Origin of the sequence: Robiginitalea myxolifaciens (assembly GCF_900115205.1) — a bacterium.
Lineage (GTDB): Bacteria > Bacteroidota > Bacteroidia > Flavobacteriales > Flavobacteriaceae > Robiginitalea > Robiginitalea myxolifaciens.
Map to the genome: position 1 here is coordinate 1027694 of NZ_FOYQ01000002.1, position 25014 is coordinate 1052707.

A 25014-nucleotide genomic window follows, 5' to 3' on the forward strand; every position below is an offset into this window, starting at 1 on the left:
AGCCTAATGACTGAAATCGGTATACAGGGTATTGAATTCGACGCGCATTCTTCCTACTTGCGGGGTCCGCGACTGGCTCCTCCCCTTATCCGTGCGGCGTTGCACAGCGGCTCCTTTAATATGTACTCGGAAAATCTGACTTGGGTAGAACCTGTGGTTGAAGCAGACTTTGAGGAAGGAAAGTCGGCAGTGATAGACCTTGGAGATTTTGAGGTTTCAGAATACTTCGATATTGAAGAAATCACTACCCGAAATCTCAAGGCCAGGGAGAAACTGTTAACCCTGGGCGGAGATCACTCCATTACCTACCCTATCCTGAAGGCTTATGCCAAAAAATATCCCAGGTTTGACATCCTTCAGATCGATGCCCACGGCGATCTCTACGAGGAATTCGAAGGAAACAAATATTCGCATGCCTGCCCGTTCGCACGTATCATGGAAGATGGGCTTGCCGGGAAATTGGTACAGGTAGGCGTCAGAACCCTGACCCCCCACCAGGCCGCTCAGGCCGAAAAATTCCAGGTGGAAATTCACCAGATGCGCAATCTCGAGCTACAAGCGATCTCCAAATTCGAAAACCCGGTGTATTTGAGCCTGGACCTGGACGGAATTGACCCCGCATTTGCACCGGGGGTAAGCCATCACGAAGCAGGAGGTTTGAGCTCCAGACAGGTGATTGAGCTTATTCAAGGACTCGATGTTGAGATTATTGGGGCAGATATTGTAGAATACAATCCCGAGCGGGACCACCAGGATATGACCGCCTTTCTTGCAGCAAAGCTCATGAAAGAAATACTGGCTAAAATGATTTAGCCTTCTTAGTAATTAAAGCGAACTATGGATTATTCGGCACTTCCAAAAGTAGAATTACACCTCCACCTGGATTGTTCCCTGAGTTACCATGTCGTTAGCCAAATAGATCCTGCGATTTCGAGGGAGCAGTACGAAGCGGAATTCATTGCCCCTGCGAAATGCACCGACCTGGCCGACTACATTACCCGGGCCGACCGGGCAGTAAAACTCATGCAAACCCGGGAGCAATTGCGAATGGTAACCCTTGATCTTTTTGAGCAGTTGGAGGCGGATCGTATTATCTATGCGGAAATTCGATTTGCACCCTTTCACCATGTAGCAGGAGGACTAACGCCCCGGGAGGTAGTGGAAGCAGTAGAACAGGCCACCCAGGAAGGTATAGCCAAAACAGGGATCCAGGCGAACCTCATCCTGTGCACCCTAAGGCATTACGGCGAGGACCGCAGTATGACTACGGTGCAGCTGGTAGAAGCATTTAAGGGCACCCGGGTGGTGGGCTTCGATATTGCAGCCGATGAAGCCGGGTTTCCTATAGATAATCATGTTGAAGCCTTTCGGTTTGCTCATGATAAGGGTATCCCCTGTACCGCCCACGCCGGGGAAGCGAAAGGTGCTGAGAGTATGTGGGAAACCATTGAAAACTTCCGCCCTGACCGCATTGGCCATGGCGTAAGAGGCACAGAGGACCCGAAGTTGATGGATTACCTCAGGGAACATCAGTTTCACCTGGAAATATGTCCTACGAGTAATATTCAGGTAAACGTCTTTGAGCGTATTGAGGACCATAGTGCCAATATCCTCTTCAATCATGGAATTTCGGTAGGGATCAATACCGATTGCCGGACGATCTCCAATACCACACTAAGCGAAGAGTACGAATGTATGGCAAAGACCTTCAACTGGGGCCTGGAGCACTTTAAAAAGTGTAACATCGAGGCAATAGCCCACTCTTTTGCTACTGAAGCCCAAAAAGATCAATTAATGCGGCGCATTGAAGCTGCCTATTAATCCGGAATCCATGGCAAATAAGATTAATTACGCCATATTACTACTTGTATTTCCTTTAGTCCTTGGTTGTTCCCTATCGCGCAAAATGCAAAGGGGAAGCGTTGAACCTGAGAACTTTACGGAAAAAGTAAGCTTTACCACGACCAAGGGTATTATCCTGGTTCCTGCCGAATTTGAGGGGACGGTAAAAAACTATCTCTTTGATTCAGGCTCTCAGTTAACAAGCATTCAAAGAACACAGACAAAGGGTCGTCGGGTTACCGTTCGGGGTGCGAGCAACAGAACAATTCAATCCGGGACGGAAGTGCTGAAATCCTTTAAAATCGGTGACGTTGATTTCCGGAATACCTTCGCTACCAATGAGGATTATGTAGGGCTGAAAGAGCAGATACCCAACTTCGGGGGTATCCTTGGCCGGCCCATTATTGACCGGACAAATTGGCTAATCGATATGCCGAAGCGAGAGTTTGTTATCTCCAGTGAAATATTTCCAGACGAAGGATTTACCGAGATTCCCCTGGAGCAAGGGAGTAGCGGCGCAGATTACACGCGAATAGAACTCGATGGGAAGGTGCATAAAGCTATAGTTGATTTGGGGTCTGTGGCCATGCTCAACGTTCCCATAGACAGTCCATTGGCCTCGGAGCTGCTCAAAACATATGACTTTGAAGACCGCCCCAGGGAACGCTATACCATTGGAGGCTTGCGTTCAATCATTGAAAAAGTTGCCGTCTTGCCCGAGTTGCGCATCGGGGATTTGATATTCAAAAATGTCGAGGTTTCTTTAAACCAAAGCAGCCAGGTGCGCGTAGGAATGAATCTTTTTCATAACGCTATCATCAATATCAATAGCGCGCAGAACTCCATTAGCATCAAGTTCGCTTCCGAAGTTAATTAGCACCGATCAACGCACCGGTCGCGTCAATATCGAGAGACACATTTTTAATCCCTCATGAAAATTACCTAAACGGAGGTTTTCGTTGGGCCCATGAATATTGTTATCGGGGTTCGAAATACGCACGGAAACAGCGGGAATCCCTAAGGTGTTTATAAAGGGAGCAATGGGTTGTGACCCGCCAGTTGTAGGTACCACAGTATACTGTCCAGCCCCGAATTGTTGTTCCATAGCCGCCGATAACCACAATCCAAAAGTAGATTCAATGGGAGTTCTGAAGGGTTGAGAACCAATGCGATACTCGAACTTCATGATTTTCGGATGCGCACGTCTTTCCTCCGCCGAAGGCTCATGGTCAATTACATAAAACCCTTTGCTGATGGCGAAATCCCTCAGTAGTTCAATTTGCTTTTCTGCAGGAGTTCCCACTACAAGTCGCATGTCAATTTCGGCCAGTGCCTGGGACGGGATTATTGTCCGAACTTCCGAACCTACCCAACCGGCCTGTAAGCCCCTTACGTTTAAAGAAGGGTATTGCAGGGCTTCATGATAAGACTTGCCAACAGCCTCAGGACGAGCAATTCCTAATCGATTTAACAGCGCTTCCGGTTCCTGATTCAGTTTTATGTCCGTTTTTGCCGACCCGGAATCCTGGGTTACCCCATCATAAAAGCCGGGGATCAAGACACGCCCCGATTCGTCTTTCATGGCCCCCAAAAGCCGGGAAAGCGCAAAAACCGGATTCGGCGCATAATTCCCATATTGTCCGGAATGCAGGTTCTCCGTAGGTCCGTAAACCGTAAGTCGGGCCGTTGCAATCCCCCTGGCTCCGAAGGTGAGATTGGGAAGATTCCCAGGAGGGCGGGTCCCATCCATAATGAGCATTCCTTCTGCCTCAAAGGCGTCCGCATTGGCCAATACCAGGTCAGGAAGGGTTGGAGATCCCAATTCCTCCTGGAAATCCATGATTACCTTGATGTTATAGGCCGGCAGAATCCCATTTTCAACAAGTATGCCAAGGGACTGCAGCAAGGCCACCGCCGGACCTTTGGAATCAGAAGAAGAGCGCGCAAATATTCGCCATTCGGGATTGAAATCCTCCAGGTACTTTTTAATATTCCGGGGATCCCAAGGCAACAATTCGCACTTCCCCGAGGAGCAATCTTTGAATACGGGTTCGAAAGGATGCTCCTGTTCCCATTGATCAGGATCAACAGGTTGACCATCGATTTGTAAATAGAAGAGCATTGTTGGCGCATCTGTAGAAAAATTGCGTTGGGCCAGCAGATGCTTGATGCCATCCTGAAGTAATACCTCAGTTTCGAAACCAATCTCCTGGAATGCTTGTTGACACCAATTTAAATTGCGCTGAATGTCCTCAGGCGAGGAACCGATATTCGGAAGTTTTAAAAATTCGGCTAAGCGTTCGATCCCTTCAGGTAAATAGCGGTCGGCCAGGTCGTTGATACGTTCTGGTGGAAGCTGTTGACCATGTCCTACCACGCCGACTAAAAGGAAAACAAGAGCGACGATTTTGTTCATGAAGTGAATGTACACATTCTTTTCAAAGGGATCCCCCGGTACTGCCGCCTTCCAATTTTATAACCGCGCCATTGGTAGCACTGGACAGCGGACTTGCAAAATACACCAGCGTATTGGCAATTTCCGCGACATCAGCGAAGCGCTCCAACAGCGATGCCGGACGGTCTTCAGTAAAGAAACTTTTTTCGGCATTCTCGGGAGAAGTATTCCTCGCCGCAGCGAGCTGCTCCAGAAAAACTGCAGCCCCTTCGGTCATGGTCGATCCCGGCATGAAGGTGTTTACCGTTACTCCGGAACCCTTGCACAATTGGGCCAGACCTCGGGAAAGCGCATGCAAGGCCGCTTTTGTGGTACTGTAAGCGATCAGGTCTTCGGGAACAAGGGAAGCGCATTCGCTGGATATAAACTGTATTCGACCCCAATCGCGCTCGAGCATCTTTGGTAATAATGCCCGGGAAAGGCGTACTCCACTCATCAGGTTTACCTCCACCTGGCGCGTCCAATCGGCATCCGTTGCTTCGTAAAAAGACTGAGCCGTATAGATACCAACGTTGTTTATGAGAATATCGATTAGCGGTAGGTCATCGATTAATCGCGCAATGGAATCCGGATCGGTAAAGTCAGCAACTGCACCCCCTACCTGCTGTCCTGGAAATTCCTCTTGCAGCAAAGCCACCGTCTGATCGACCGTGGCTTGTTTACGTCCATTAACTAAAACTGCTGCGCCTTCCTTTAAAAAGGCTTTGGCGACGGCCAGGCCAATTCCGGCCGTCGATCCACTAATAAAAACCTGCTTACCCGCTAATCCTAAATCCATCGTTTACCAGTTTCGAAGACCCAGGAGTTTTTCCCCGAGCTCGCTCAAGTTAGCTTTTTCATATCGGGTTTGCTCCCATTTTCTGGGATCACCTGGAAACGCGTATCCCTCCGGAGCGATTCGCTCCCTCCAGGAATTGATTCGCCAATCCCTTAAATCCTGATCGTTTTCCTGAGCTGGCATCATCGAAATATACTGTGCAATGCGAACCTTATCTCCGGAATTATTGGCACGGATTCCGTGTGGTTGTGAGCTATTAAAGATGAGGAGATCTCCAGCCTCCAGTGGCACTTTTACCAGTTTATCTTCCAATCCGGTGATATCGGGTTTGAAATGGTCCCTGTCCTCTGGCTGGGTCAACTTCCAGCTGTCGTAGTTTCGGTATAGCCAGGGAATACACTGAAAACCTCCCATATTTTCATCGGTCTGATCGGCCAGGGCCAAGACCCCCTGCACATTCTGTGGTTTGGTTTCCGGGTCATAATCCCAGTGGATAAATCCTTTGTATTCGTGTCCCGGACGAATCGGGAAGTTCAGGTTTGCCCGGTCTATGGTAACCCAAAGTTTCTCGGTCCCCCAAATATCTACAAATGCGTTATACAAGCGCTCGGTCTGCCGATTGTCCCAGAGGTATTGATTATTGTAAACCTCCACCATTCCGGTTCCCGCCAATTCCTTCATGGCGATATCTGCCCTGGGAGCAGTATACCAGGTTTCAGGATTATTTGGATCCTTTTCATCGAACTCCCAGAGGAAGTCTGCTGTTCTTTTGGCCTGCTCGCGCGGAACCGCTTGCTTTATGACAATGTATCCGTTTTCCTTCCAGAATTTCCAATCTTCCATAGTCAGTACGCGAAGTGATTCTGCAGTGGCCTCTTTGCGCAATTGCTGCTTGCTGCTTTTTGCAGTTGAAGGGTTACCTGGGATATCCGTGTGTTGGTTATCCTTGATCTTTGTTGGGGCTGCTTTTGACTTTTCTTGTTGTTGCATTGCTATCATGATCCTTTCTTTTTGTTTCTGATACAAATTTCAGGACTGTACCCTCCAGGAATTTTACGTGATTTAACCATTATTTGTACTATATTGATATTATTCATATTTTAATGCTGATTTATTAGTAATATAATGCTATATGGAGGTTAAACTTGAGACGATCACCAACAGCATAAACAGTTCCTTCAGCATGATGGTAAATCCCAGGCTGAGCGATTTGTTCTTTTGGCATTTCCATCCGGAATACGAATTGGTTTATATCCGCAATGCGCATGGCAAGAGACACGTAGGAGAACATATTACAGACTACGCGGGAAGTGATCTGGTCCTGATAGGTTCGAACATACCACACCTGAATTTTGACTATGGGGTACAAACCGATTATGAAAAAGTAGTCCTGCACCTGAATAAAGAGTTTGTAGAATCTCATTTTTCGAGCGCCCCGGAACTTCAGCCTGTTGAAAAGCTGTTTCAGGCTTCGGCTCGCGGAATTGCATTTACCGGGCCGGACAAACACGATATCGGGGAACGATTATTTGAATTGGCGCAGAAGGAGGACTTTACACAATTCCTTTGCTTAATGGAAATTTTACGAGATCTGGCGCAACTCAATACCGTAGAATACTTACATGAACGCCCCTACCGCAATACGATCAGCTCACGGGAACAGGAAAGACTACACCTCGTACATGCCTTTATCGATAACAATTACCATCGCAAAATTGATTTGGAGGAGATCGCTTCAGAATGCGCGTTGACCCGAGAGGCGTTCTGCCGATATTTCAAAAAAATGACCACCTATACCTTTGTCGAATTTCTGAATCGTTACCGAGTAAGTCACGCCAAACGGCACTTGATGGCCGGAAACTCCATAAGCGATGCCTGCTATGCTTCCGGCTTTCAAAGCTTGTCGTACTTTAACCGGGTGTTCAAGAAGATTTCCGGCGAGAATCCAAGCGAATTTCGAAAACGGTAATCCCAGGGAATTTTACGTATCTTTTCTCGTGCAGTCCCCCGGCATTCCTTTAATAGCAATCCAACCCAACCAATGCCCTCCATTAAGAATAGAATAGTATCGCTTTATCAGCGCATTTATCGCTGGCTTCAAAAACAAATAACACGGATTACCCCCGGCAGTAATGCCCTCAAAGGAGCAGCAATCGGCGGCCTGGTCCTTGGCGGCCTGTTTTGGTTATTATTCTACTTCCTCTTATTCCTCAATGTGGGGGATCCCTGGCTCGTTGCTTTTTTCGTCGGATTTTTACTGGCAGCCCTCCTGGCATTTTGGGCAGGACACTGGCTATTGGTTCGTATCGCCAAACTCCCTCGCTTTTTCTTGGTTGGGATAAGTCTTGCCGGTTTTATGTTTTCCCTGGCTGCCATAAGCAGGCCCATCGGTCTGGTGTTGTTAGGATTAAGCGCCCTTCTGGGAGCAGCATTCTGGGTTTTGCGCAAAACGGGATTCCGCAACCTTTCGATACCCAAAAAAATCATCACCTTATTGGGTCTTGTCATTGGACTGGGAGGATTTATAACCCTGGGGATTTTCTACAGTAAATCCGGATTTGATGTCAAACCCATAAGCGCTATAGAAGAGCCAGCGGCAACAGACTTTTTTGACTTACCCACGGCCTCGCCCGCATTAAAAGGCCCCTACACAGTAAAGACCCTGACCTATGGTAGTGGAAAGGACCTGCGCCGTCCGGAATTCGGGGAAGCGGCCGACATCATCACCGATTCGGTCAATGGGCTGGCCTTTATTGATGATTGGAGTGGATTTACGGGTTGGTGGCGTACCAAATACTGGGGCTTCGATTCCCGGGCACTTCCCTTAAATGCACGGGTCTGGTACCCGGAAGGCGATGGACCCTTCCCCCTGGCCCTCATTGTCCATGGGAACCACCATATGCAGGACTTTTCAGATCCCGGCTATGCGTATCTGGGGGAGCTGCTTGCCTCAAGGGGAATTATTCTCGCCTCGGTAGATGAAAATTTTATTAATTCCACCCTACTGGACATTTTTGGCGGGCTGGAGGAAGAAAATGATGCCCGGGCCTGGTTACTTCTGGAACATCTCAAGCAATGGCACACCTGGAATCAGACCGATGGCCATATTTTCCAGGGGAAAATTGATACGGATAAACTGGCGCTCATTGGGCATTCCAGAGGTGGCGAAGCTGTGGCTATTGCTGCCATGTTCAATGCCCTGCCCTATTACCCGGACGATGCGGCTCAGCGCTTTGATTACAATTTTAACCTCAAAGGGGTTGTAGCCATAGCACCCGTAGACGGACAGTACGAACCTGGTAAAGCGGGTACAGCCTTTGAAAATGTCGATTATTTGGTAATGCATGGTGCCCAGGATGCCGATGTAAGCTCCTTTGCCGGATCTCAGCAATACGAGCGAATAAAATTCACAGATAGCAGTTACCATTTCAAATCCGGGCTATATGTTGTAGGGGCGAATCACGGACAGTTCAATACCAGCTGGGGGAAGAACGACCTGGTCGGCCCCTTTGAAGGACTATTGAATTTTAAACAGCTCCTGCCGGCAGAAGAACAACGCCAAATTGCAGAAGTGTACATCAGTGGGTTCCTCGAAGCTTCCCTGAATGCAAAAAAGGAGTACCTGCCCCTCTTTATGGATGCGCGACTACTGGCGGATTGGCTTCCCGATACCCACTATTTCAATCAATTCGAAGATTCGGAAACCCGGCTGGTAAGCTCGTTTGATGAGGATTTTGACTTGAGTTCCACCTCCATTCCTTCGGGCAGCATAAGCTCGGAGAACCTGACGGTATGGCGGGAGGAAGAAATACGCCTGAAATGGAACAAAAAAGGGAGTCGTGCGGCCTTTGTGGGATGGCATTATGACCTTGAGGAAGCCGAACAGGATTCCACAGCCGAGACCCTCAGTGGCATTGTTGCGGATAGTGCTATTGCCCGGTATACCCTGGATTTACCCCTTCAGCAACTCGATTCTACAGCTGCCTTGGTGTTCTCCCTGGCAGAATCCAAGGAATCCTCCAATCCCAAATCCCAGGGGAAATGGGTGGCGAATCAAGAAAATGAAAGCGAAGACACAGACGCGGAGGAAGCCAACAATGAGAATTCAGAATCGGGTAATGCCAATGTGAGTGAAGAGGAAGCCGCTGAGGAAGAAGAAGGAGAAGATGATGCAGAAGAGAAAGACGCAGGCGACAAAACCGAGAAAGCAGCGCCTCCGCTAGACCTGACAATACAATTAACGGACAGCACCGGACAACGCCTTTCCTTCCCCTTAAGTCGGTTTACGCCCCTGAAACGGCAGGTAGAGGTAGTAATTGCTAAGGTTGATTTTGCTTTTAAGCGGAAACAGTCTGAGAAGGTATTTCAGAGCTATTATTTCCCGTTGGCGATCCTCTCGGCCTCCAACCCGGATTTTGATCCCACTGCTATCCGCCGAATAGAGTTCGTTTTTGATCGAAGTCCTAAAGGGGTAATAATCATTGATCACGTCGGGTTTACCAAAGCCTTATCGACCGAATAGTTGCGAGACTACAGCAAGTTGAACAGGTAAATGGTAAGCATGCCCCAGCTGGTTCCGGTTACCATGCTTAGAATAGCCAATACTATGGCATGTGGCATAAGCTCTTGCTTATAGGCCGAAGTTACGGCCGGAGCTGTGGAAATTCCCCCAAGGTTGGCCATACTCCCAATAGCGACCCAGGCTATATTCGTCCGCAGCAGCCAGGCGGTCCCCAACATGAATAAGAAATGCAGGATTAGCCAGATAATCACCAAAACCACTAAACTTCCGGGTAGGGACAAGTTGGAAAAGTTGAGTTTCAGCCCCAGGATTGCCATGATCAAAACGATGGTTATACCAGCAATACGCAGGACGAGCTTGTGATTCCAATCGGGGATCAGGTTCCCCAGCAATAAACCAAGGATTGAGAGCACCACCACGCTCATCAGGAAGGACATTGGGATAAAATAACACCCTACCATTACCGCTACGATTACCCCAAGGGTAATGGTATTGGTTTTCCTGAGGCTGGCTTCTGATTTTGGCGGAGGCTCAACAGTTGGTATTTCCGAATCGATACCCCAGGCCCTGTTCAAAGCCTCTGATCGCTTGATAAACTGAAACATCAGGATGGTCCAGATGTTTACCAGGATATTATCCAGAACAAGGATCGACAGGAACAGCGATTCCGGGGTTTCCGCCAGCTCTTTCAGCACTAGCTGACTGGTACTTCCTCCAATCCAACCCCCTACAATCGGGACCAATCCTTTCCAATAGGCATCGGTTAAAAACAACTCTTTCTGCGCTCCATCCATCCACCCAAAAAGCAGCACAAGGAGTACCGGCAGGGTGGCAATCACCAGGGAACCAACTCCAAATACAATAATGGGTTTCATCCCCACGATTCGAAGCTGGCGTAGCGAAAGCGCGCTCATCACGGTGAGAATGGTAAGTGGAATAATCCAGTTGCGACTGAAATCGTGCAGGGCTACCTGGCTCAAATCGATTTGAAAAAGATGGGTAAATCCGGCGGGGATAACATAGGCAAAAAGGATAGCCGGGAACCAATCCAGAACTACTTTCACCCAGCGTCGGTTTACCTTGCCGATCCAGAGAACAAAAGCCAGGGTAGTTATTGTCACCCCGCATGCCACCAAAAGCAAACCTTGGTCACCCATGGGGACAAGGTAGTTAAAGGATTTTGTAAATTGTTAAGTGTAGCTCCAAAATCAAAAAAATCATATGGTCACCCACGCCTTAGAAAAAATCTTCACCCGGGATCTACTCCGTTTAAAGACCGAAATTGAAAGCTACAAGGAGGAAGAAAACCTATGGATCGTAGAACAATCCATTTCCAATTCCGCCGGTAACCTATGCTTGCATTTGGTGGGAAACCTCAACGCGTATATCGGTGAAGGCCTGGCCAGGTCGGGATACGTTCGTCAAAGAGATCGGGAATTCGCCGATAAGCACGTCCCGCGTGAGACACTTCTCAGGCAGATCGACGATACCATTCCTGTAGTTCAGGCCGGGCTGCGCGCAGTGACCGAGGAGCAGATGAAAGGTGATTTCCCTATTCAGATTTGGAAAGAACCTACCCCAATGGAATTTACGCTGATTCATTTGGCGACTCATCTCAATTATCATTTGGGTCAGATCAATTACCACAGGAGATTGTTGGACTGATTCCCCTGCCGCCAAATTTGCGTATCTTATCTCCGTTGCTACCCCACTTACAATTACAATCCAATGAAAACTAACATTTTAGTACTATTCGCGATTTGCCTGCTGGCATCTTGCGGGGAAAGTAATACCAACGTCAAAGAATCGGAAGACCCCATATCGGCTGATTCAGATATGACGCAAACAGAAACCAAAGCCCCTGAAAAAATGCTCCGCCATGTTGTCCTTTTTAAGTTTAAAGACTCCAGCACCCCTGAGGATATCCAAGCCGTGGAGGCTGCCTTCGCTGACCTACCCAACAAAATCCCTGAAATCGTAGGTTTTGAATGGGGAACCAACAATAGTCCGGAAGGTTTGGATAAAGGTTTTACGCACTGCTTCTTCCTCACTTTTGAAAGTGAAGCGGCCAGGGATACCTACCTCCCCCACCCTGATCACAAGGCCTTCGGCGACATAGCCGGTCCGCATATCGAAGATGTTCTTGTGGTGGATTACTGGAATAATTAAATACGATGTAACAATCAGGGCGATTCTTTGACAGATAGGAATCATCAATCAAACCTTCCCATGCTTAACCGAATCCTTTTTTTACTCGGCATCTTATTTTTCCTTATTGGACAAACCCTTCTGGCCAAAGGCCAGGCCTACGTCAATGCTCAGGAACCTATTGACTTTGCACATTGGTTTCTCCTGGTCGGGGCCGTCCTACTGATTCCGCAGGTCATTACGCATACCAAGAAAAATTTTGGGTATGTGGGTGTTCCGCTAACTATTGTAGGAATTGTCGGAATTATCGGAATGTGCGTACTCGATTTTATTTTCTGGAGCTATCCGGATCAGGAAGGTCGCAACGCATTTTATGAACATATATCCAAGGCCCCGTCGATTTGGGATACCTTCATGATCTACGGGTCAAGTTCCAAGGTTTTCAATGTAGGGCTGTTGTTGATTGCACTGGATTACATTAAAACACGTAAAGTGGGCATTGCCGTACTGGTATTTGCCAGCCTAATTTTATGGAACCTCATCCCGGTACCAAACCGACTGGTTTCCGGATATGGGTTAACTTTGGTGGCCTTTGCCCTGATCTATTTCGGTAAAGGAAGGTTATCGGGAAGTGAGGAATAGCAGGAAATAGCATAAATCGATCAAAACCAACGCTGAATATGGGATATAAAAAAACGCAGATAGGCACCTTATTTATAGTATTCATGTGTGTTTTTGTCGCGCTAATCAGTATACCGGCATTTTTGGGTAAAGGAGTACAAGTACTTACTTCCACCCCCTTTCTAGTTTCCTATGGTCTGATCTTCATTATCCTGTTGCTATTCTTTCGCATGCAGTTGGAACTTACACCCGAAGGCGTGCGCATTACCTACGGTATCGGAATAATCCGAATTTTTCTTCCGATTGATAAGGTGCATCGAACAGAATCCATCAGTACCAAATGGTACTGGGGCTTAGGGATACGCTATACTCCTGAGGGTGTTTTGTACAATATTCAGGGACTACAAGCGGTCCGGGTGTATTATGAAGTTGGTGGACAAAAAAAATCGGTAATGCTCGGTACTGCCGCCCCGGAGGATTTGGCCCATGCACTGGAGAAGGCTTTTCCATAAGGCCGATTTACCACCTTAAGCAGGATAATTACTAGCTTAGATGCGGTGAAGCCCGCAAAACATATCCTGCCTGTAATTGTAGTTTCACAATTTCTGTGTACCTCCCTATGGTTCGCTGGAAATGGGGTAATCGGCGATCTGATTAATCAATTTGGACTTGCTCCCAATGCTTTGGGGCATCTTACCTCAGCCGTACAGTTTGGATTTATAGCCGGTACCCTGGTAACGGCGATCCTTACCCTGGCCGATCGCTTTTCTCCTTCGCGATTGTTTATCTTAAGCGCCTTGCTGGGAGCGGGCGCCAACCTTGGGGTACTGTGGGATGGAAACACATTGGGGTCTTTATTAGTATTTCGCTTTTTAACGGGCTTCTTTCTCGCGGGCATCTATCCCGTAGGAATGAAAATCGCCGCGGATTACTTTGATAAAGGCCTGGGAAAATCCCTGGGTTACCTGGTGGGAGCCCTTGTCCTGGGGACGGCCCTGCCCCATTTACTCAAAGACCTGACCACTGCGATCGGCTGGCAAACAGTGATTTTCACGATCTCTGGGCTAGCGGTACTCGGTGGCACCTTAATTTTAACACTCATTCCGGACGGACCCTTTCGAAAGGCCAGCCAGGGCTTGCAACTCAATACGATTTCCAGGGTGTTCAAAAAACCTGAATTTCGCAAGGCAGCTTTTGGATATTTCGGTCACATGTGGGAACTCTATGCCTTCTGGACATTTGTCCCGGTGATCCTGACCGACTTTAGCGCAGGCCGGGATTTGGGCTGGCCCGGGGGGCAGCAACCTTCGCTTACTATCCCCGTACTTGCGTACATTATTATCGGAATCGGGGGAATTGCCTGTGTATTGGGCGGCTACTTATCACTGAAATTCGGTCCACGGCGCATTGCCTTCCTGGCGCTCTTATCCTCTGGGATTTGCTGTTTGCTTTCCCCTTGGATACTATCACAATCCTCTTATTTGCTCTTACTGCTTTTCTTACTTATTTGGGGCATGGTAGTCATTGCAGATTCTCCGTTGTTTTCCACCCTGGTCGCAGGTAATGCAGCGGCCGCCAATAGGGGAACCGCCTTGACGATTGTAAATTGTATTGGGTTTGCCATCACCATAGTCAGTATACAACTCCTGACGGCATTACATACCCGATCGGATTCAACGGCCATTTATCTTATCTTAGGGTTGGGTCCCCTCTTTGGCTTACTCGCCATGAAAACTTCAAAAAAATAGTAGCATTAAAAACTCACAGATGAAAGTATTCTTCGGTTTCACCTTTATGATTTTACTGGGTACAGTATCCCTTAAAGCCCAACATAAATTTCCTTCCCTAAGCCCTCTCGGTACCGTGACCCAGCAGGTGGGAAACACGAAATTTTCCATTTCTTACGAAAGGCCAGCCGTTCGGGGGAGGAAAATATTCGGTGGACTGGTCCCCTGGGATGAAGTTTGGCGTACCGGAGCCGGCGAAAACACCACCATTGCTTTTGATAGAGATGTCCGGATCAATGGCTCCCAAGTACCTGCGGGTAAATACTCCCTGTTTACCATCCCAAATCCAGATCGGTGGACCGTAATCCTGAACCGCGACACCACTTTGTACGGCGCGTACGATTATGATTCCCAGAAGGATATGATTCGATTTGAGGTAGTTCCGCAAACCACCCAACGCTATTACGAATCCATGTCTTTGGACGTTGATGTGACTTCCAATAATGGGATAGTGGCTATTTCCTGGGAAAATACATTGGTGGCTTTCCCTGTAGAAACCAGCACCAATCCGGAAATGATGGCCTATATCGACACCCAGCTACTTACCGGCATAGAGACAATTCCCGATCAGTATAATGATGCGGCCGATCATTTGCGAATGATGGATTTGCGGTGGGACGATGCCTATACACTGACAACCATGGCGCTGGAACGCAATGGTAATCGCGGCTATTCACGGAGTATTCAAATAGGCCTTTATGAAGACAAGGGGATGCTGGATAAGGCCCTTGAAATCGCCAAAATAGCCTTGGAAGAGGAGGAGAGGCAAGAAGAAAAACAATACTGGAGAAACGACATAGCCCGCTTGGAGCAGCTTATTTCACAACAATAGTTTTACTATGAAAATGAATACTCGAAAATTACTCGCGCTATGCTGCCTGGCCTCACTTCTTTTAGCTGCCTTTTGCGACCCCATAGATGAGCCCACGGACATTGACCTGGCGCCCAAAAACTTCCGAATAAGTCTTACCGAAGGTCCTCAGATTGGTTTGACAGATACCCTTTGGATCAGTGCGCGGGCCAGTACCAACTATTTTGATCGAATTAGCGGGGACTCCATAGAATTCCTTGAAAATCCACCCGCCGATGTTATCACTATTATGAGATTGCAGGAAGCTATAGGTCAAAGCAACACCATTCAAGCCGTAGAGGAGTTCGTGATAGTCCCCGAAACCGGAAGCATCGATTTTCTGGGCGCTTGCCCTGAAGCCAGTGTGATCTTCGGCGGGGATTTAAACCAGGGGGAATCCGCATTTCGCTATCGGATAGGATTGGTGCCCTCTCGCACGGGTGATTATATGATCAGCTGGGATGACTTCATAGAATTCCGAAACAGTGATCTCAATTACCCGATCCTTGCAAACTATCCCATTGAGAATAATCCCTTTCGAGTTGGCCTGGAATCATGTGGAATTATCGCTACCATTCCGAATGTGCGGCAACGGCAACGGGAATTTTTCTTTTCGGTAAACTAACTTCAGCGAGGCATATTCGCTGAACTTGTAGTTCTTTCTATTTTGCTGGGATTATCTAAATTGGGGGCTAAACCAATCCTCCGTTAATGGAAACCCAGCTCTACGAAAAGTTCAAACCGCTAAAAATAATTCATGGTGCCTTGGTGCTGGGGGTGTCCCTGGCATACTATTTCATGGGCAATGAACAATTCGCAAACCTCTTTGATTTTCCGGAGGTAGCATCCGAGTCATTGGTATTTATCCTTATTCCGCTATTTGCTTTTTTAGCCAGTCGCATGCTTTTTAAGCAAATTCTTCTCAAGGGAAATGAATTGGCCGATGTTAGGAAGCCGATCAAGTTGGAAAATCACTTTGCTGCCTACCAAACGGCCTGTTTGGTTCGCTGGGCTGTTCTGGAAGGCGCCGCATTTATCCTGCTCTTCCTGAAACCCGAATTCATCGTATTTGGAATATTGCTTATCCTCTATATGGCATTTCTGAGACCCTCAGCGGAAGAATTGAAACGGGAATTGGGTGCCTAATACCATCGAATAGTAACACAATAATGACAATGAGAAAAATTTACCTCTTTACATGCCTCTTGATAATAGCCATAGTGCTTTTCTTCCTTATCACAGGTTCTTCTGTTTTGATGATCGCTTTAGATGAAGCGGGTAGTTTACCCCTGGGTACCTTGTTGACATGGCTGGGGTTAATTGCTGTGCCACTGGCCATTTACTGGGGTAACCAATCGTTCCGCAAGCCGGAAAAACCAGCGGAAATATGGTTTTCCCGCCTGTTGAAATTCGCAATTGTACTCGCTATCCTTTGGGTTCCCCTTGCTTATTTGCTGGCTGGAAACCTCTCTTTCAGTTTCAGAGGTCAGGAGGAATTCCGAGGCAGTGATCGCGCCAGCATTTGGTTCTGGAGGTTGTCCTATACCACGGTTATCTTGCCCGTACTTATTTTGCTGAGCCACTGGATTTATACTATTTTCAGGAAAAAGTAAAGCGTCATGAGCACTACACCGGAGCACGATCAGCGTATCGCAAGCATGAAATTCGGGTCGGTTTATCCCCACTATGTCACCAAGGTGGAAAAGAAAGGAAGGACCGTAGAAGAGTTGCACCAGGTCATACAATGGCTCACCGGTTTTGATGCTGCGAAAATTGAAGCCTTTAATTCCAGCGGGGCAACATTCGAGGAAGTGTTTGATCAGGCCAAACTGAATCCGAATGCCCATTTGATCAAAGGGGTAATCTGCGGTTACCGTATTGAGGAAATCGAAACGCCATTGACCCGTCAGGTCCGCTACCTGGACAAGCTGGTAGACGAACTAGCCAAAGGACGAAAAATGGAAAAAATTCTCAGAACGGCTTAATCGCCAGAACAATGAAAAAAAAGGATCTCGTTAACCAGCTGTTTAATTTCGTGGGTGTTATCCTCGGGGTGTTGCTGGCGTTTTGGATTAACGAAAAATCCATTGCCAACCGTGAGCGTGGAGAAGCCAGGGAGTTAATGCAAGCACTTGCGAATGATTTACGAGAGGATGTTCAGTCTTATGAGGAATATCAAATCCCGGTAAATCAGCAGCATCAACAACAACTGGATTCGTTAATCAGCGCAATGGATTCAGAAAATATCGAACGCGTTAATAAATTTCTTCCCTCAATTTTTCAAGTGCAGAACTACGTACCTACCGCTTCCTCCTATAATTCAATGAAAGCTTCAGGGAAATTGGGATTAGTAGACAATCTTAAGCTCCAGAAACACCTCAGCGATTACTTCGACGGGATGGTGCTGGAAAGCTCATTAAAAAGCCAGGCACAGGTAGACTATCTCATGGAAGAAATGCTACCCTGGGTTGCCGATAATGCAGACATTTCCAACATGGATATTCAATCCGCGACGGAGCTTACGCCCCTGAAGAATCGCGTGATCATTTACAAGCTTCTGGTCGATCAGAAGGTGGATAGCTATAAATATATCCGGGAGGAAGCCGAAATGCTCCTAGAGCAATTGGATTCCCTAGGTGCCCTTCGATAATTTCCCTACCTTTAAAAGGGATAATTAAAGCTACCTATGATACGCCGAGAATTTCTGTCCCTGAGCGGTAAAGCCGGGGCAGCAGCCTGCCTGCCATTTTCAGCCTTCCCCCTGCAAGAATCATTCACCCGACCTGAGCCCAAATTCAAAATGGGGTATCAGTTATTTTCCATACGGGACGAGATGGCAAAAGACCCATTAGCAACCCTGAAAGCGTTACAGGCTATGGGTTATGAAGATTTCGAGCACTACGGCTTCGATGCAGAAAACGGCACCTATTACGGCTATGCGGCTTCAGAGTTCAAAACCATCCTGGATGATCTTGGGCTTTCAGTAAGCAGTGGCCACTATCCTTTTTCCGATTTCCTGGCACAGCCGCTCGATAATATCAGGGATTACACCTCCCGATGTATTGAGGGTGCCTTGGCAGTTGGCAGCAAATACATAACCTGGCCCTGGCTCGCCGAGGATCTGCGAAATGCGGACGGGTTTAAACGCTGCGCCCAATTCCTGAACATGATGGGCGAACAGATTCGTGCTGCCGGATTGGTGCTCGCCTATCACAACCACGGTTATGAATTTGAAGACCTAGGAGGAACCACAGGATATGATATCATCACCAGCGAAACAGATGAGCGTGTGGTAAAATTGCAGCTCGACATGTATTGGCTGGCCCGGTCTTCGGATTATACCCCGCAAGAAATCATCGATAAACACCGAGGTCGCTTTGTGATGTGGCATATTAAGGATATGCATAAGGAAACCGACGATTATACCGAATTGGGAAACGGAAGCATTGACTATACCCAGCTCCTGCCCGACCCGAAATCCTCCGGGCTGGAATACTACTATATCGAACAAGGGGGGAATTTCACTGTCGATTCCATGACCAGCGCTCGCGTGAGCGCGGCCTATCTCAAGGAACATCTTCAGCAATTCCTTTAACACCCTGCTCAAATTCCCTAAACGCTAACATTATCCATTATTTATGATTTCAAAATTCTACGACCTCAAAAATCTCAAAGGTGATTTTTATGGCGGATTAGTTGCCGGGGTTGTGGCCCTACCGCTTGCCCTGGCCTTCGGAGTGCAATCCGGGATGGGGGCTACAGCCGGACTCTACGGCGCGATAGCCGTGGGTATTTTTGCTGCCATTTTTGGCGGAACCGCTACCCAGGCCAGCGGGCCAACCGGGCCTATGACCGTAGTTTCTGCGGCTCTGGTAGCAGCAGCCATTGAGATGACCGGGAGTTTGGAAAATGGAATGAGCATTATTCTGCTCACCTTCCTCCTAGGGGGGTTGTTCCAAATGGTCTTTGGCTTTCTCAATATTGCCGGGTACGTCAAATATTTCCCGTATCCCGTGGTCTCCGGATTTATGAGCGGCGTGGGTCTGATCATTATCATCCTGCAGATCTTTCCTTTTGCGGGCTTGAGCTCAGCCAAATCTACCCTGAGCGTGGTACAGGATCTGCCCAGGCTCTTCGCGGAAGCCAATATGCAAGCTTTACTCCTGGGTGGGATTACCGTCGCGGTTTATTATCTCTTCCCCAAGATTACCAAGGCCATCCCCAGTGCGCTGGCAGCGCTCGTTATAGCAACCCTCGTTGCGTTTTTTACGAAGATGGAAGTTCCGCTTATTGGGGAAATCCCATCTGGATTGCCATCCTTTCAACTCGGTGGGATCCTGGAGGTCGATCCCAGTGCTTACGGTATAATCCTGGAGTATGCGGTGGTCCTTGCCGTATTGGGTAGTATTGACTCGCTGCTGACTTCTGTGATTGCCGATAACATGACCAAAACCAAACACAACAGTAACCGGGAACTTATCGGACAGGGCATCGGAAATATGTTGGCTGCGGCTATAGGGGGAATTCCCGGGGCTGGCGCGACCAAAGGAACGGTGGTGAATATCAATGCAGGGGGAAGGACAAGGGTCTCCGGTGCATTGCATGGCATCTTTCTACTGGCTGTTTTACTGGGACTTGGACAATTGGCTGCCCATATACCGCTTTGCGTCCTGGCTGGATTACTAATTCCCATTGGCTTTAAAATCATCGATTTCAAAGGCTTGAAACACCTGGCGAAGGTTCCGCGTTCCGATGCGGCGGTATTGATTATCGTGCTGCTGATCACCACTTTTGGTAGCCTGATTCAGGCGGTTGGAATCGGCGTTGCGCTTGCCTGTCTCCTCTTTATGAAAAAAGCGGGAGATCTGAGTGAGCAAGGCCTGGAAGTCGGGGCCGTAGCCGACCTGGACGATTCCAAACCCTGGCAGGACGAAATTGAATTTTACGAACAGTATAAGGATCGGGTGATCATCAAACACTTATACGGACCGTTATTTTTTGGGTTTACTTCTTATTTCAAAGACCAGATCAGCGCCCTGCCGAAGTCCGTAAGCGCATTAATCCTGAGGATGGATCGCGTTCCCTATATCGATCAATCCGGATTGTATACCCTGGAGGATATAATCTTTGATCTGGAAAAGCAAAACATCGAAGTCTTACTGGTGGGCTTGCAGGAGCAACCCCGGGATATGTTACAAGCGGTGGATATTATTCCGGACCTGGTTCCGGAGGAGGACATATTTGAGAATATCGCAGGCAGTTTTGACTTCCTCAGAAAAAAACTAAAAGAAACTACAAAAGCATAATTATGAGGCTCTTTCGGTTAACCCTGTTAGTTGCAAGTGCGGTTTTCCTGGCGTGTCAGGGAGAACAAGAAACTGAATCTCCGGCAACCATGTATTTTAATGGGGATATCCTGACCATGGTTGGAGCAACCCCTGAATACGTGGAGGCCCTGGTAGAGCGGGATGGCAAAATACTATTTGTCGGGGACACCAATAAGGCCATGCAAATTGCCGGGAAAGGCCACATAATGAAAAATCTGCAAGGGGCCACAATGCTACCCGGACTCATCGACGGTCATGCCCATTTTGCCAATTTTGGCCTTCAGGCGGTAGGTGCCCAACTGCTGGCTCCTCCAGACGCCGACGTGGCAAACATCCCCAAATTGATCGAAGTTTTAAAGGCCTGGAATACTCCTGAAAACCGATCGCTTACCGGTTGGATTTTTGGTACCGGGTTCGATGATTCCGTGCTGGAGGAAAAAAGATTCCCTACCCGTCACGATTTGGATCAGGTTACCGAGGAATTCCCGATTATGATCATGCACATTTCGGGGCATTTTGCCGTGGTAAACAGCAAAGGCCTTGAAGTTCTGGGAATTACTGCCGAAACTCCGGATCCCGAGGGAGGGATTATTCGCCGGGAAGCCAATAGCCGCGAGCCCAACGGGGTGTTGGAAGAATTAGCCGCGATTCCTAATATGATTGCCGCAATGATGCCCAAGACCCCTGAAGCCAATCAAATGTTCTTCGATGCCGGACAAGAAATGGCGTTGTCTTATGGGTATACCACAGCCCAGGAAGGGCGTGCCATGCAAAACCACGAATTATTAACGGCAATGGCCTCTCAGAATAAACTCAAGATCGATGTGGTTAGCTACATAGACTATATGTTCACCGATCAGTATATGGGTGCGGAATGGAATAGCAAAGCCTACACTAACCACTATCGGATCGGGGGCATGAAGATTACCCTCGATGGCTCACCTCAGGGTCGGACCGCCTGGCGTACAAAGCCGTACCTGATTCCGCCGGATGGCATGGGTTCCGAGTATAGTGGCTACCCGGCCATTCCGGACGACAGTACGGTGCGTTCAATTCTTGAACGGGGTTTTCAAAACGATTGGCAAATCCTGGCACACGCGAATGGGGATGCCGCCATTGATCAGCTCCTGAGTACTATGGAGTCCCTCCACCAGCAATACAAACCGTCTGGAAGAAGAGATGTGATTATACACGGGCAGTATATCCGCGAAGATCAGCTCAACAAAGCTGTATCATTGAACTTAATCGGCTCCCTTTTCCCCATGCATACTTTTTACTGGGGGGATTGGCACAAACAACTTATTGGTGATTCCCTGGGCAACAAAATTAGCCCGGTTCGATCAGCTTTGGACAAAGGCCTGAAAATTACCCTGCACACCGATGCTCCTGTTGCCTTGCCCAATTTAATGCGGGTGGTGTGGACAGCAGTAGCTCGGACGTCGCGAAGTGGGGAAACCATCGGTGCAGAAGAACGCATTACTCCTTATGAAGCCTTGCAATCCATAACCAGCTGGTCCGCATTTCAGCATTTCGAAGAGGACCAAAAAGGAACCCTGGAGCCTGGAAAATTGGCAGATCTGGTAATCTTAGATAACAATCCTTTGAAAGTCCCTGCAGCCGAAATCAAGAACATCCAGGTCATGGAAACCATAAAGGAAGGAGAAACAGTTTACCAACGCTCAACCGAACAGCAATAAAAAATCCCTCGAAATACTTTCATAAAAACCACATAAACGCCAGTTATGAAAATACTCGGAAAACCAATTAAACTTTTTACATCCTGCGGGCTATTCCTCCTGCTTTGGAGCGGGACCACACAGGCCCAGGAAATGCAAACCCAAATAGTCTGGGATACCTGGGGAGTACCCCATATTAGTGCCGATACGCCGGCAGAACTATTCTATGCCCAGGGGTGGGCACAAATGCACAATCACGCCAACCTGATCTTGAAGTTGTATGGTGCCTCACGAGGTCGGGGCGCGGAATACTGGGGGGCCGACAACCTGGAAAACGATATGATCATCCATACCCTGGGCTTTGGCGAATTAGCCGACCAATGGGAAGCCGATCAAAGTCCGGAAGTACGCACCAACATCGAAAACTTTGTCAACGGATTAAATGCCTATGCTACGGCCCATCCCGAAGCTATCGCAGCGGAGAATAAACAGATACTCCCCCTTACGACCAAGGACCTGAACATGCATGCGATGTATGTAATTTTCACTCGGTTCATAGGAGGAAGTGACCTCGGGCGCATCCAGCAATGGCCGGATATGGGATCCAATACCTACGCCATCGGGCCTTCCCGTTCGGCCTCTGGCAATGCAATGTTGGTCCAAAATCCTCACCTGCCCTGGTGGAACGAATTTTTGTTTTTTGAATCGCACCTGAACCTGGCGGGCAAGAATATGTATGGAGCTAATTTGGTAGGTTTTCCGGGCATTGCCATCGGTTTCAACGAACACCTGGGCTGGAGCCATACAGACAATACCATAGATAATGCCGATACCTACGAATTGGAATTGGCCGATGGCGGCTACCTGCTCGATGGGGAGCGACAAGAGTTTGAGGTAAGTGCAGCGACTATAAAAGTGAAGCAGGAAGACGGCAGCCTGGCCACTCAGGAAATCCCCCTGATGAAAACCGTTCACGGTCCGGTTGTCAAGCAACAGGATGGAAAAGTTCTGGCCATCCGAATGGTTGGATTTGACCGACCCGATATGTTCCTGCAATGGTGGCGCATGATCAACAGCACCTCCTTTGAAGAATTTGAATCGGCTTTGAAAATGGCGCAAATACCCTTTTGGAATGTCATGTATGCCGATAAGGCCGGAAATATCTTTTATCTGTTCAACGGCCTGGTTCCCAAACGCACGGAAGATTCCTGGGACTATTGGGATCGCGTTGTTCCCGGAGGAAAATCGGCAGATGTCTGGACCGAGGTACATCCATATGCCGACTTGCCTAAAGTAAAAAATCCGGAAATTGGCTGGTTGCAAAATGCCAACGATCCGCCATGGACCAGTACTATTCCCATGACCCTGAATCCAGATAACTATCCGGGATACATGGCTCCGCAATACATGGGCTTCAGACCACAGCGATCTGCCCGGATGCTGCTGGAAGATGAATCCATTACCCATGATGAACTCGTGGAATACAAGCTGTCGACCCGTTTGGAATTTGCAGATCGCATCCTGGACGATTTAGGGGCAGCGGTAGCTGCGTCTGATTCCGAAGATGCCAAACGCGCTATGGCAGTTCTGGACGCCTGGGACCGCGAGGCCGATGCAGACAGTCAGGGCATGCTATTGTTTTATGCCTGGGCACGAAAGTTTAATGTTTGGCGAAACTCCAATTACGCTGAGGGATGGAGTGCAGAAAAACCAAACACCACTCCGGATGGGCTCGCCAACCCTTCGGCAGCGGTAGAACTCCTGGCGCAAACCGCACTTGAGGTCGAAGGAAAGTTCGGAAGCCTCGATAAACCCTGGGGCGAGTATTACCGTATCGCGTATAATGGAAAAAACCTCCCAGGCAACGGGATCGATGGATCTATGGGGGTATTCCGTGTTGCCTGGCCAGCGAGTGCAGATGAGAACAACATGTACATAGGAGGTGGAGATTCCTGGGTAGGCGTGATTGAATTCGGGGAACAGGTAAATGCCAAGGTCTTGTTGAGTTACGGCAATGCTACCCAACCCGAATCCCCACACTTCGGGGACCAATTGGAGCTTTTTTCTAAAAAGGAGCTAAGGGATGCCTGGTTTACGGAAGCCCAGATTAAAGCGAACACCGCTAAAGTTCAGGTTCGCAGCGCAGACGGATTTACAGATCAATAGCAGACGGATTTACAGATCAATAAAAAAACCGCCCGGAATGGGCGGTTTTTAAATCGGGGGATTTTACTCCGCTAATTTTAGCTAAACCTCTTGGCTTAGTTAGGCATTACTACCGTGTCAATTACGTGGATTACTCCGTTAGAGGCATCTACATCGGTTGCAGTTACCGTGCTTGTGTTTCCAGCTACATCGGTAAGGACTACAGATCCATCCTTGAGGCTAAGGGTTAACCACTCTCCGGCAACAGTCTCTACCTTAAAGGCATTACCGTTGGTTTTGATTGCCTCAATCACATCCGCCGCCTTGAATTCTCCAGCTACTACGTGATAGGTCAGGATTTTGGTCAAGGTTGGCGTGTCTTTCAACAGGGCAGGAATCGTTCCTTCAGGAAGCTTGTTAAAAGCATCGTTGGTCGGGGCAAATACCGTAAATGGACCATCTGAATTCAGGGTTTCTACCAGATTAGCTGCTTTTACAGCTGCTACCAGCGTAGAGAATGCATCGTTGCTTGCCGCTACTCCGACAATTGTTTGCTCCGAAGATACTTCGGAATGAGACTCCATTTTGGAATGGTTAGCCTTTGGTTGGGCCATAGCCACATTCATGCTTCCGATTGCGGCCAGGAGTAAAGTTGCTTTGAAGAATTTCATAGTATTCAATTTTTTTTTGATTCCCTCAAAACTAAGGATTGGATAAGCCCCCAAATACTAATTTTTGTTTAATTATTTTTCATTTTAGTTAAACATTTCACAATCGCGGGTTTAACACAGCCTCCTTTACAATATCCTCCGAAAGCAAATAATTATTTATAAAGCCGCGTAGCAACCAATCGAATTATCAAC

Annotated in this window: 25 protein-coding genes; 20 read left to right on the plus strand and 5 right to left on the minus strand. The window is 48.1% G+C overall.

Annotation, left to right across the window (positions count from 1 at the left end; translation table 11 throughout):
* Positions 1 to 6: 6 nt before the first annotated feature.
* The 3 genes from speB to BM318_RS12660 are packed head-to-tail and all read left to right on the plus strand — an operon-like array spanning position 7 to position 2719.
* A complete protein-coding gene (gene speB, locus BM318_RS12650; RefSeq protein ID WP_092982949.1) occupies positions 7 to 813 on the plus strand; it encodes an agmatinase in 807 nt (268 codons plus the stop codon).
* Positions 814 to 837: 24 nt separating this feature from the next.
* Positions 838 to 1821, plus strand: coding sequence for an adenosine deaminase (gene add, locus BM318_RS12655; protein WP_092982950.1), 984 nt, complete (start codon positions 838 to 840; stop codon positions 1819 to 1821).
* Positions 1822 to 1831: 10 nt separating this feature from the next.
* Positions 1832 to 2719 carry a pepsin/retropepsin-like aspartic protease family protein gene (locus BM318_RS12660; protein WP_143099983.1) on the plus strand — a complete coding sequence of 296 codons (888 nt, stop codon included), beginning with the start codon at positions 1832 to 1834 and terminating at the stop codon, positions 2717 to 2719.
* 6 nt (positions 2720 to 2725) lie between these two features.
* Here the strand turns inward: BM318_RS12660 and BM318_RS12665 are convergent, their stop codons facing one another.
* From BM318_RS12665 to BM318_RS12675, 3 genes are read right to left on the minus strand one after another with little or no spacing between them, the layout of a single operon-like run.
* The gene (locus BM318_RS12665) at positions 2726 to 4258 is read right to left on the minus strand and encodes a M20/M25/M40 family metallo-hydrolase (protein ID WP_092982952.1); all 1533 of its coding nucleotides are present in this window, start codon (positions 4256 to 4258) and stop codon (positions 2726 to 2728) included.
* 22 nt (positions 4259 to 4280) lie between these two features.
* Complete coding sequence (locus BM318_RS12670; protein WP_092982953.1) at positions 4281 to 5075, minus strand: SDR family NAD(P)-dependent oxidoreductase; 795 nt, start codon at positions 5073 to 5075, stop codon at positions 4281 to 4283.
* 3 nt (positions 5076 to 5078) lie between these two features.
* Positions 5079 to 6065: a phytanoyl-CoA dioxygenase family protein gene (locus BM318_RS12675; RefSeq protein WP_092982954.1), complete on the minus strand. Its 987-nt coding sequence runs from the start codon at positions 6063 to 6065 to the stop codon at positions 5079 to 5081.
* A gap of 142 nt (positions 6066 to 6207) precedes the next feature.
* Between BM318_RS12675 and BM318_RS12680 the strand changes: the two genes are divergently transcribed.
* Positions 6208 to 7044 (plus strand): helix-turn-helix domain-containing protein, encoded by an 837-nt coding sequence (locus BM318_RS12680; protein ID WP_092982955.1) that lies wholly within the window; start codon positions 6208 to 6210, stop codon positions 7042 to 7044.
* Between the two features lie 72 nt (positions 7045 to 7116).
* The gene (locus BM318_RS12685) at positions 7117 to 9597 is read left to right on the plus strand and encodes an alpha/beta hydrolase family protein (protein ID WP_092982956.1); all 2481 of its coding nucleotides are present in this window, start codon (positions 7117 to 7119) and stop codon (positions 9595 to 9597) included.
* 8 nt (positions 9598 to 9605) lie between these two features.
* Here BM318_RS12685 and BM318_RS12690 read toward each other — a convergent pair whose 3' ends face one another.
* Positions 9606 to 10754 (minus strand): DUF819 family protein, encoded by a 1149-nt coding sequence (locus BM318_RS12690; protein ID WP_092982957.1) that lies wholly within the window; start codon positions 10752 to 10754, stop codon positions 9606 to 9608.
* A 64-nt stretch (positions 10755 to 10818) separates the two neighbouring features.
* On the opposite strand from BM318_RS12690, the gene BM318_RS12695 reads away from it, so the two are divergent.
* From BM318_RS12695 to BM318_RS12765, 15 genes are all read left to right on the plus strand, one after another.
* Positions 10819 to 11262, plus strand: a complete 444-nt coding sequence (locus tag BM318_RS12695; RefSeq protein ID WP_092982958.1) for a DUF1572 family protein — start codon at positions 10819 to 10821, stop codon at positions 11260 to 11262.
* Between the two features lie 63 nt (positions 11263 to 11325).
* Positions 11326 to 11766 carry a Dabb family protein gene (locus BM318_RS12700; RefSeq protein ID WP_092982959.1) on the plus strand — a complete coding sequence of 147 codons (441 nt, stop codon included), beginning with the start codon at positions 11326 to 11328 and terminating at the stop codon, positions 11764 to 11766.
* 60 nt (positions 11767 to 11826) lie between these two features.
* Positions 11827 to 12387: a hypothetical protein gene (locus BM318_RS12705; RefSeq protein WP_092982960.1), complete on the plus strand. Its 561-nt coding sequence runs from the start codon at positions 11827 to 11829 to the stop codon at positions 12385 to 12387.
* A 38-nt stretch (positions 12388 to 12425) separates the two neighbouring features.
* Positions 12426 to 12878, plus strand: coding sequence for a hypothetical protein (locus BM318_RS12710; RefSeq protein ID WP_143099984.1), 453 nt, complete (start codon positions 12426 to 12428; stop codon positions 12876 to 12878).
* 45 nt (positions 12879 to 12923) lie between these two features.
* Positions 12924 to 14114, plus strand: coding sequence for an MFS transporter (locus BM318_RS12715; protein WP_092982962.1), 1191 nt, complete (start codon positions 12924 to 12926; stop codon positions 14112 to 14114).
* A 19-nt stretch (positions 14115 to 14133) separates the two neighbouring features.
* The gene (locus BM318_RS12720) at positions 14134 to 14985 is read left to right on the plus strand and encodes a DUF2911 domain-containing protein (protein WP_092982963.1); all 852 of its coding nucleotides are present in this window, start codon (positions 14134 to 14136) and stop codon (positions 14983 to 14985) included.
* A 7-nt stretch (positions 14986 to 14992) separates the two neighbouring features.
* A complete protein-coding gene (locus BM318_RS12725) occupies positions 14993 to 15628 on the plus strand; it encodes a hypothetical protein (protein ID WP_092982964.1) in 636 nt (211 codons plus the stop codon).
* Positions 15629 to 15714: 86 nt separating this feature from the next.
* Entirely contained in the window at positions 15715 to 16149 is a 435-nt protein-coding gene (locus tag BM318_RS12730) for a hypothetical protein (RefSeq protein ID WP_092982965.1), read from the plus strand.
* A 29-nt stretch (positions 16150 to 16178) separates the two neighbouring features.
* The gene (locus BM318_RS12735) at positions 16179 to 16616 is read left to right on the plus strand and encodes a hypothetical protein (protein WP_143099985.1); all 438 of its coding nucleotides are present in this window, start codon (positions 16179 to 16181) and stop codon (positions 16614 to 16616) included.
* Positions 16617 to 16622: 6 nt separating this feature from the next.
* Positions 16623 to 16988 carry a DUF2200 domain-containing protein gene (locus tag BM318_RS12740; RefSeq protein WP_092982967.1) on the plus strand — a complete coding sequence of 122 codons (366 nt, stop codon included), beginning with the start codon at positions 16623 to 16625 and terminating at the stop codon, positions 16986 to 16988.
* An 11-nt stretch (positions 16989 to 16999) separates the two neighbouring features.
* Entirely contained in the window at positions 17000 to 17653 is a 654-nt protein-coding gene (locus BM318_RS12745) for a DUF6090 family protein (protein WP_092982968.1), read from the plus strand.
* 36 nt (positions 17654 to 17689) lie between these two features.
* Positions 17690 to 18598 (plus strand): sugar phosphate isomerase/epimerase family protein, encoded by a 909-nt coding sequence (locus tag BM318_RS12750; protein ID WP_177218314.1) that lies wholly within the window; start codon positions 17690 to 17692, stop codon positions 18596 to 18598.
* Positions 18599 to 18641: 43 nt separating this feature from the next.
* Positions 18642 to 20309 carry a SulP family inorganic anion transporter gene (locus tag BM318_RS12755; RefSeq protein ID WP_092982969.1) on the plus strand — a complete coding sequence of 556 codons (1668 nt, stop codon included), beginning with the start codon at positions 18642 to 18644 and terminating at the stop codon, positions 20307 to 20309.
* Positions 20310 to 20311: 2 nt separating this feature from the next.
* Positions 20312 to 22027 (plus strand): amidohydrolase, encoded by a 1716-nt coding sequence (locus BM318_RS12760; protein WP_092982970.1) that lies wholly within the window; start codon positions 20312 to 20314, stop codon positions 22025 to 22027.
* Between the two features lie 45 nt (positions 22028 to 22072).
* Positions 22073 to 24172: an acylase gene (locus BM318_RS12765; protein WP_177218315.1), complete on the plus strand. Its 2100-nt coding sequence runs from the start codon at positions 22073 to 22075 to the stop codon at positions 24170 to 24172.
* Positions 24173 to 24267: 95 nt separating this feature from the next.
* Here BM318_RS12765 and BM318_RS12770 read toward each other — a convergent pair whose 3' ends face one another.
* Positions 24268 to 24822 carry a fasciclin domain-containing protein gene (locus BM318_RS12770; RefSeq protein ID WP_092983535.1) on the minus strand — a complete coding sequence of 185 codons (555 nt, stop codon included), beginning with the start codon at positions 24820 to 24822 and terminating at the stop codon, positions 24268 to 24270.
* Positions 24823 to 25014 lie beyond the last annotated feature (192 nt).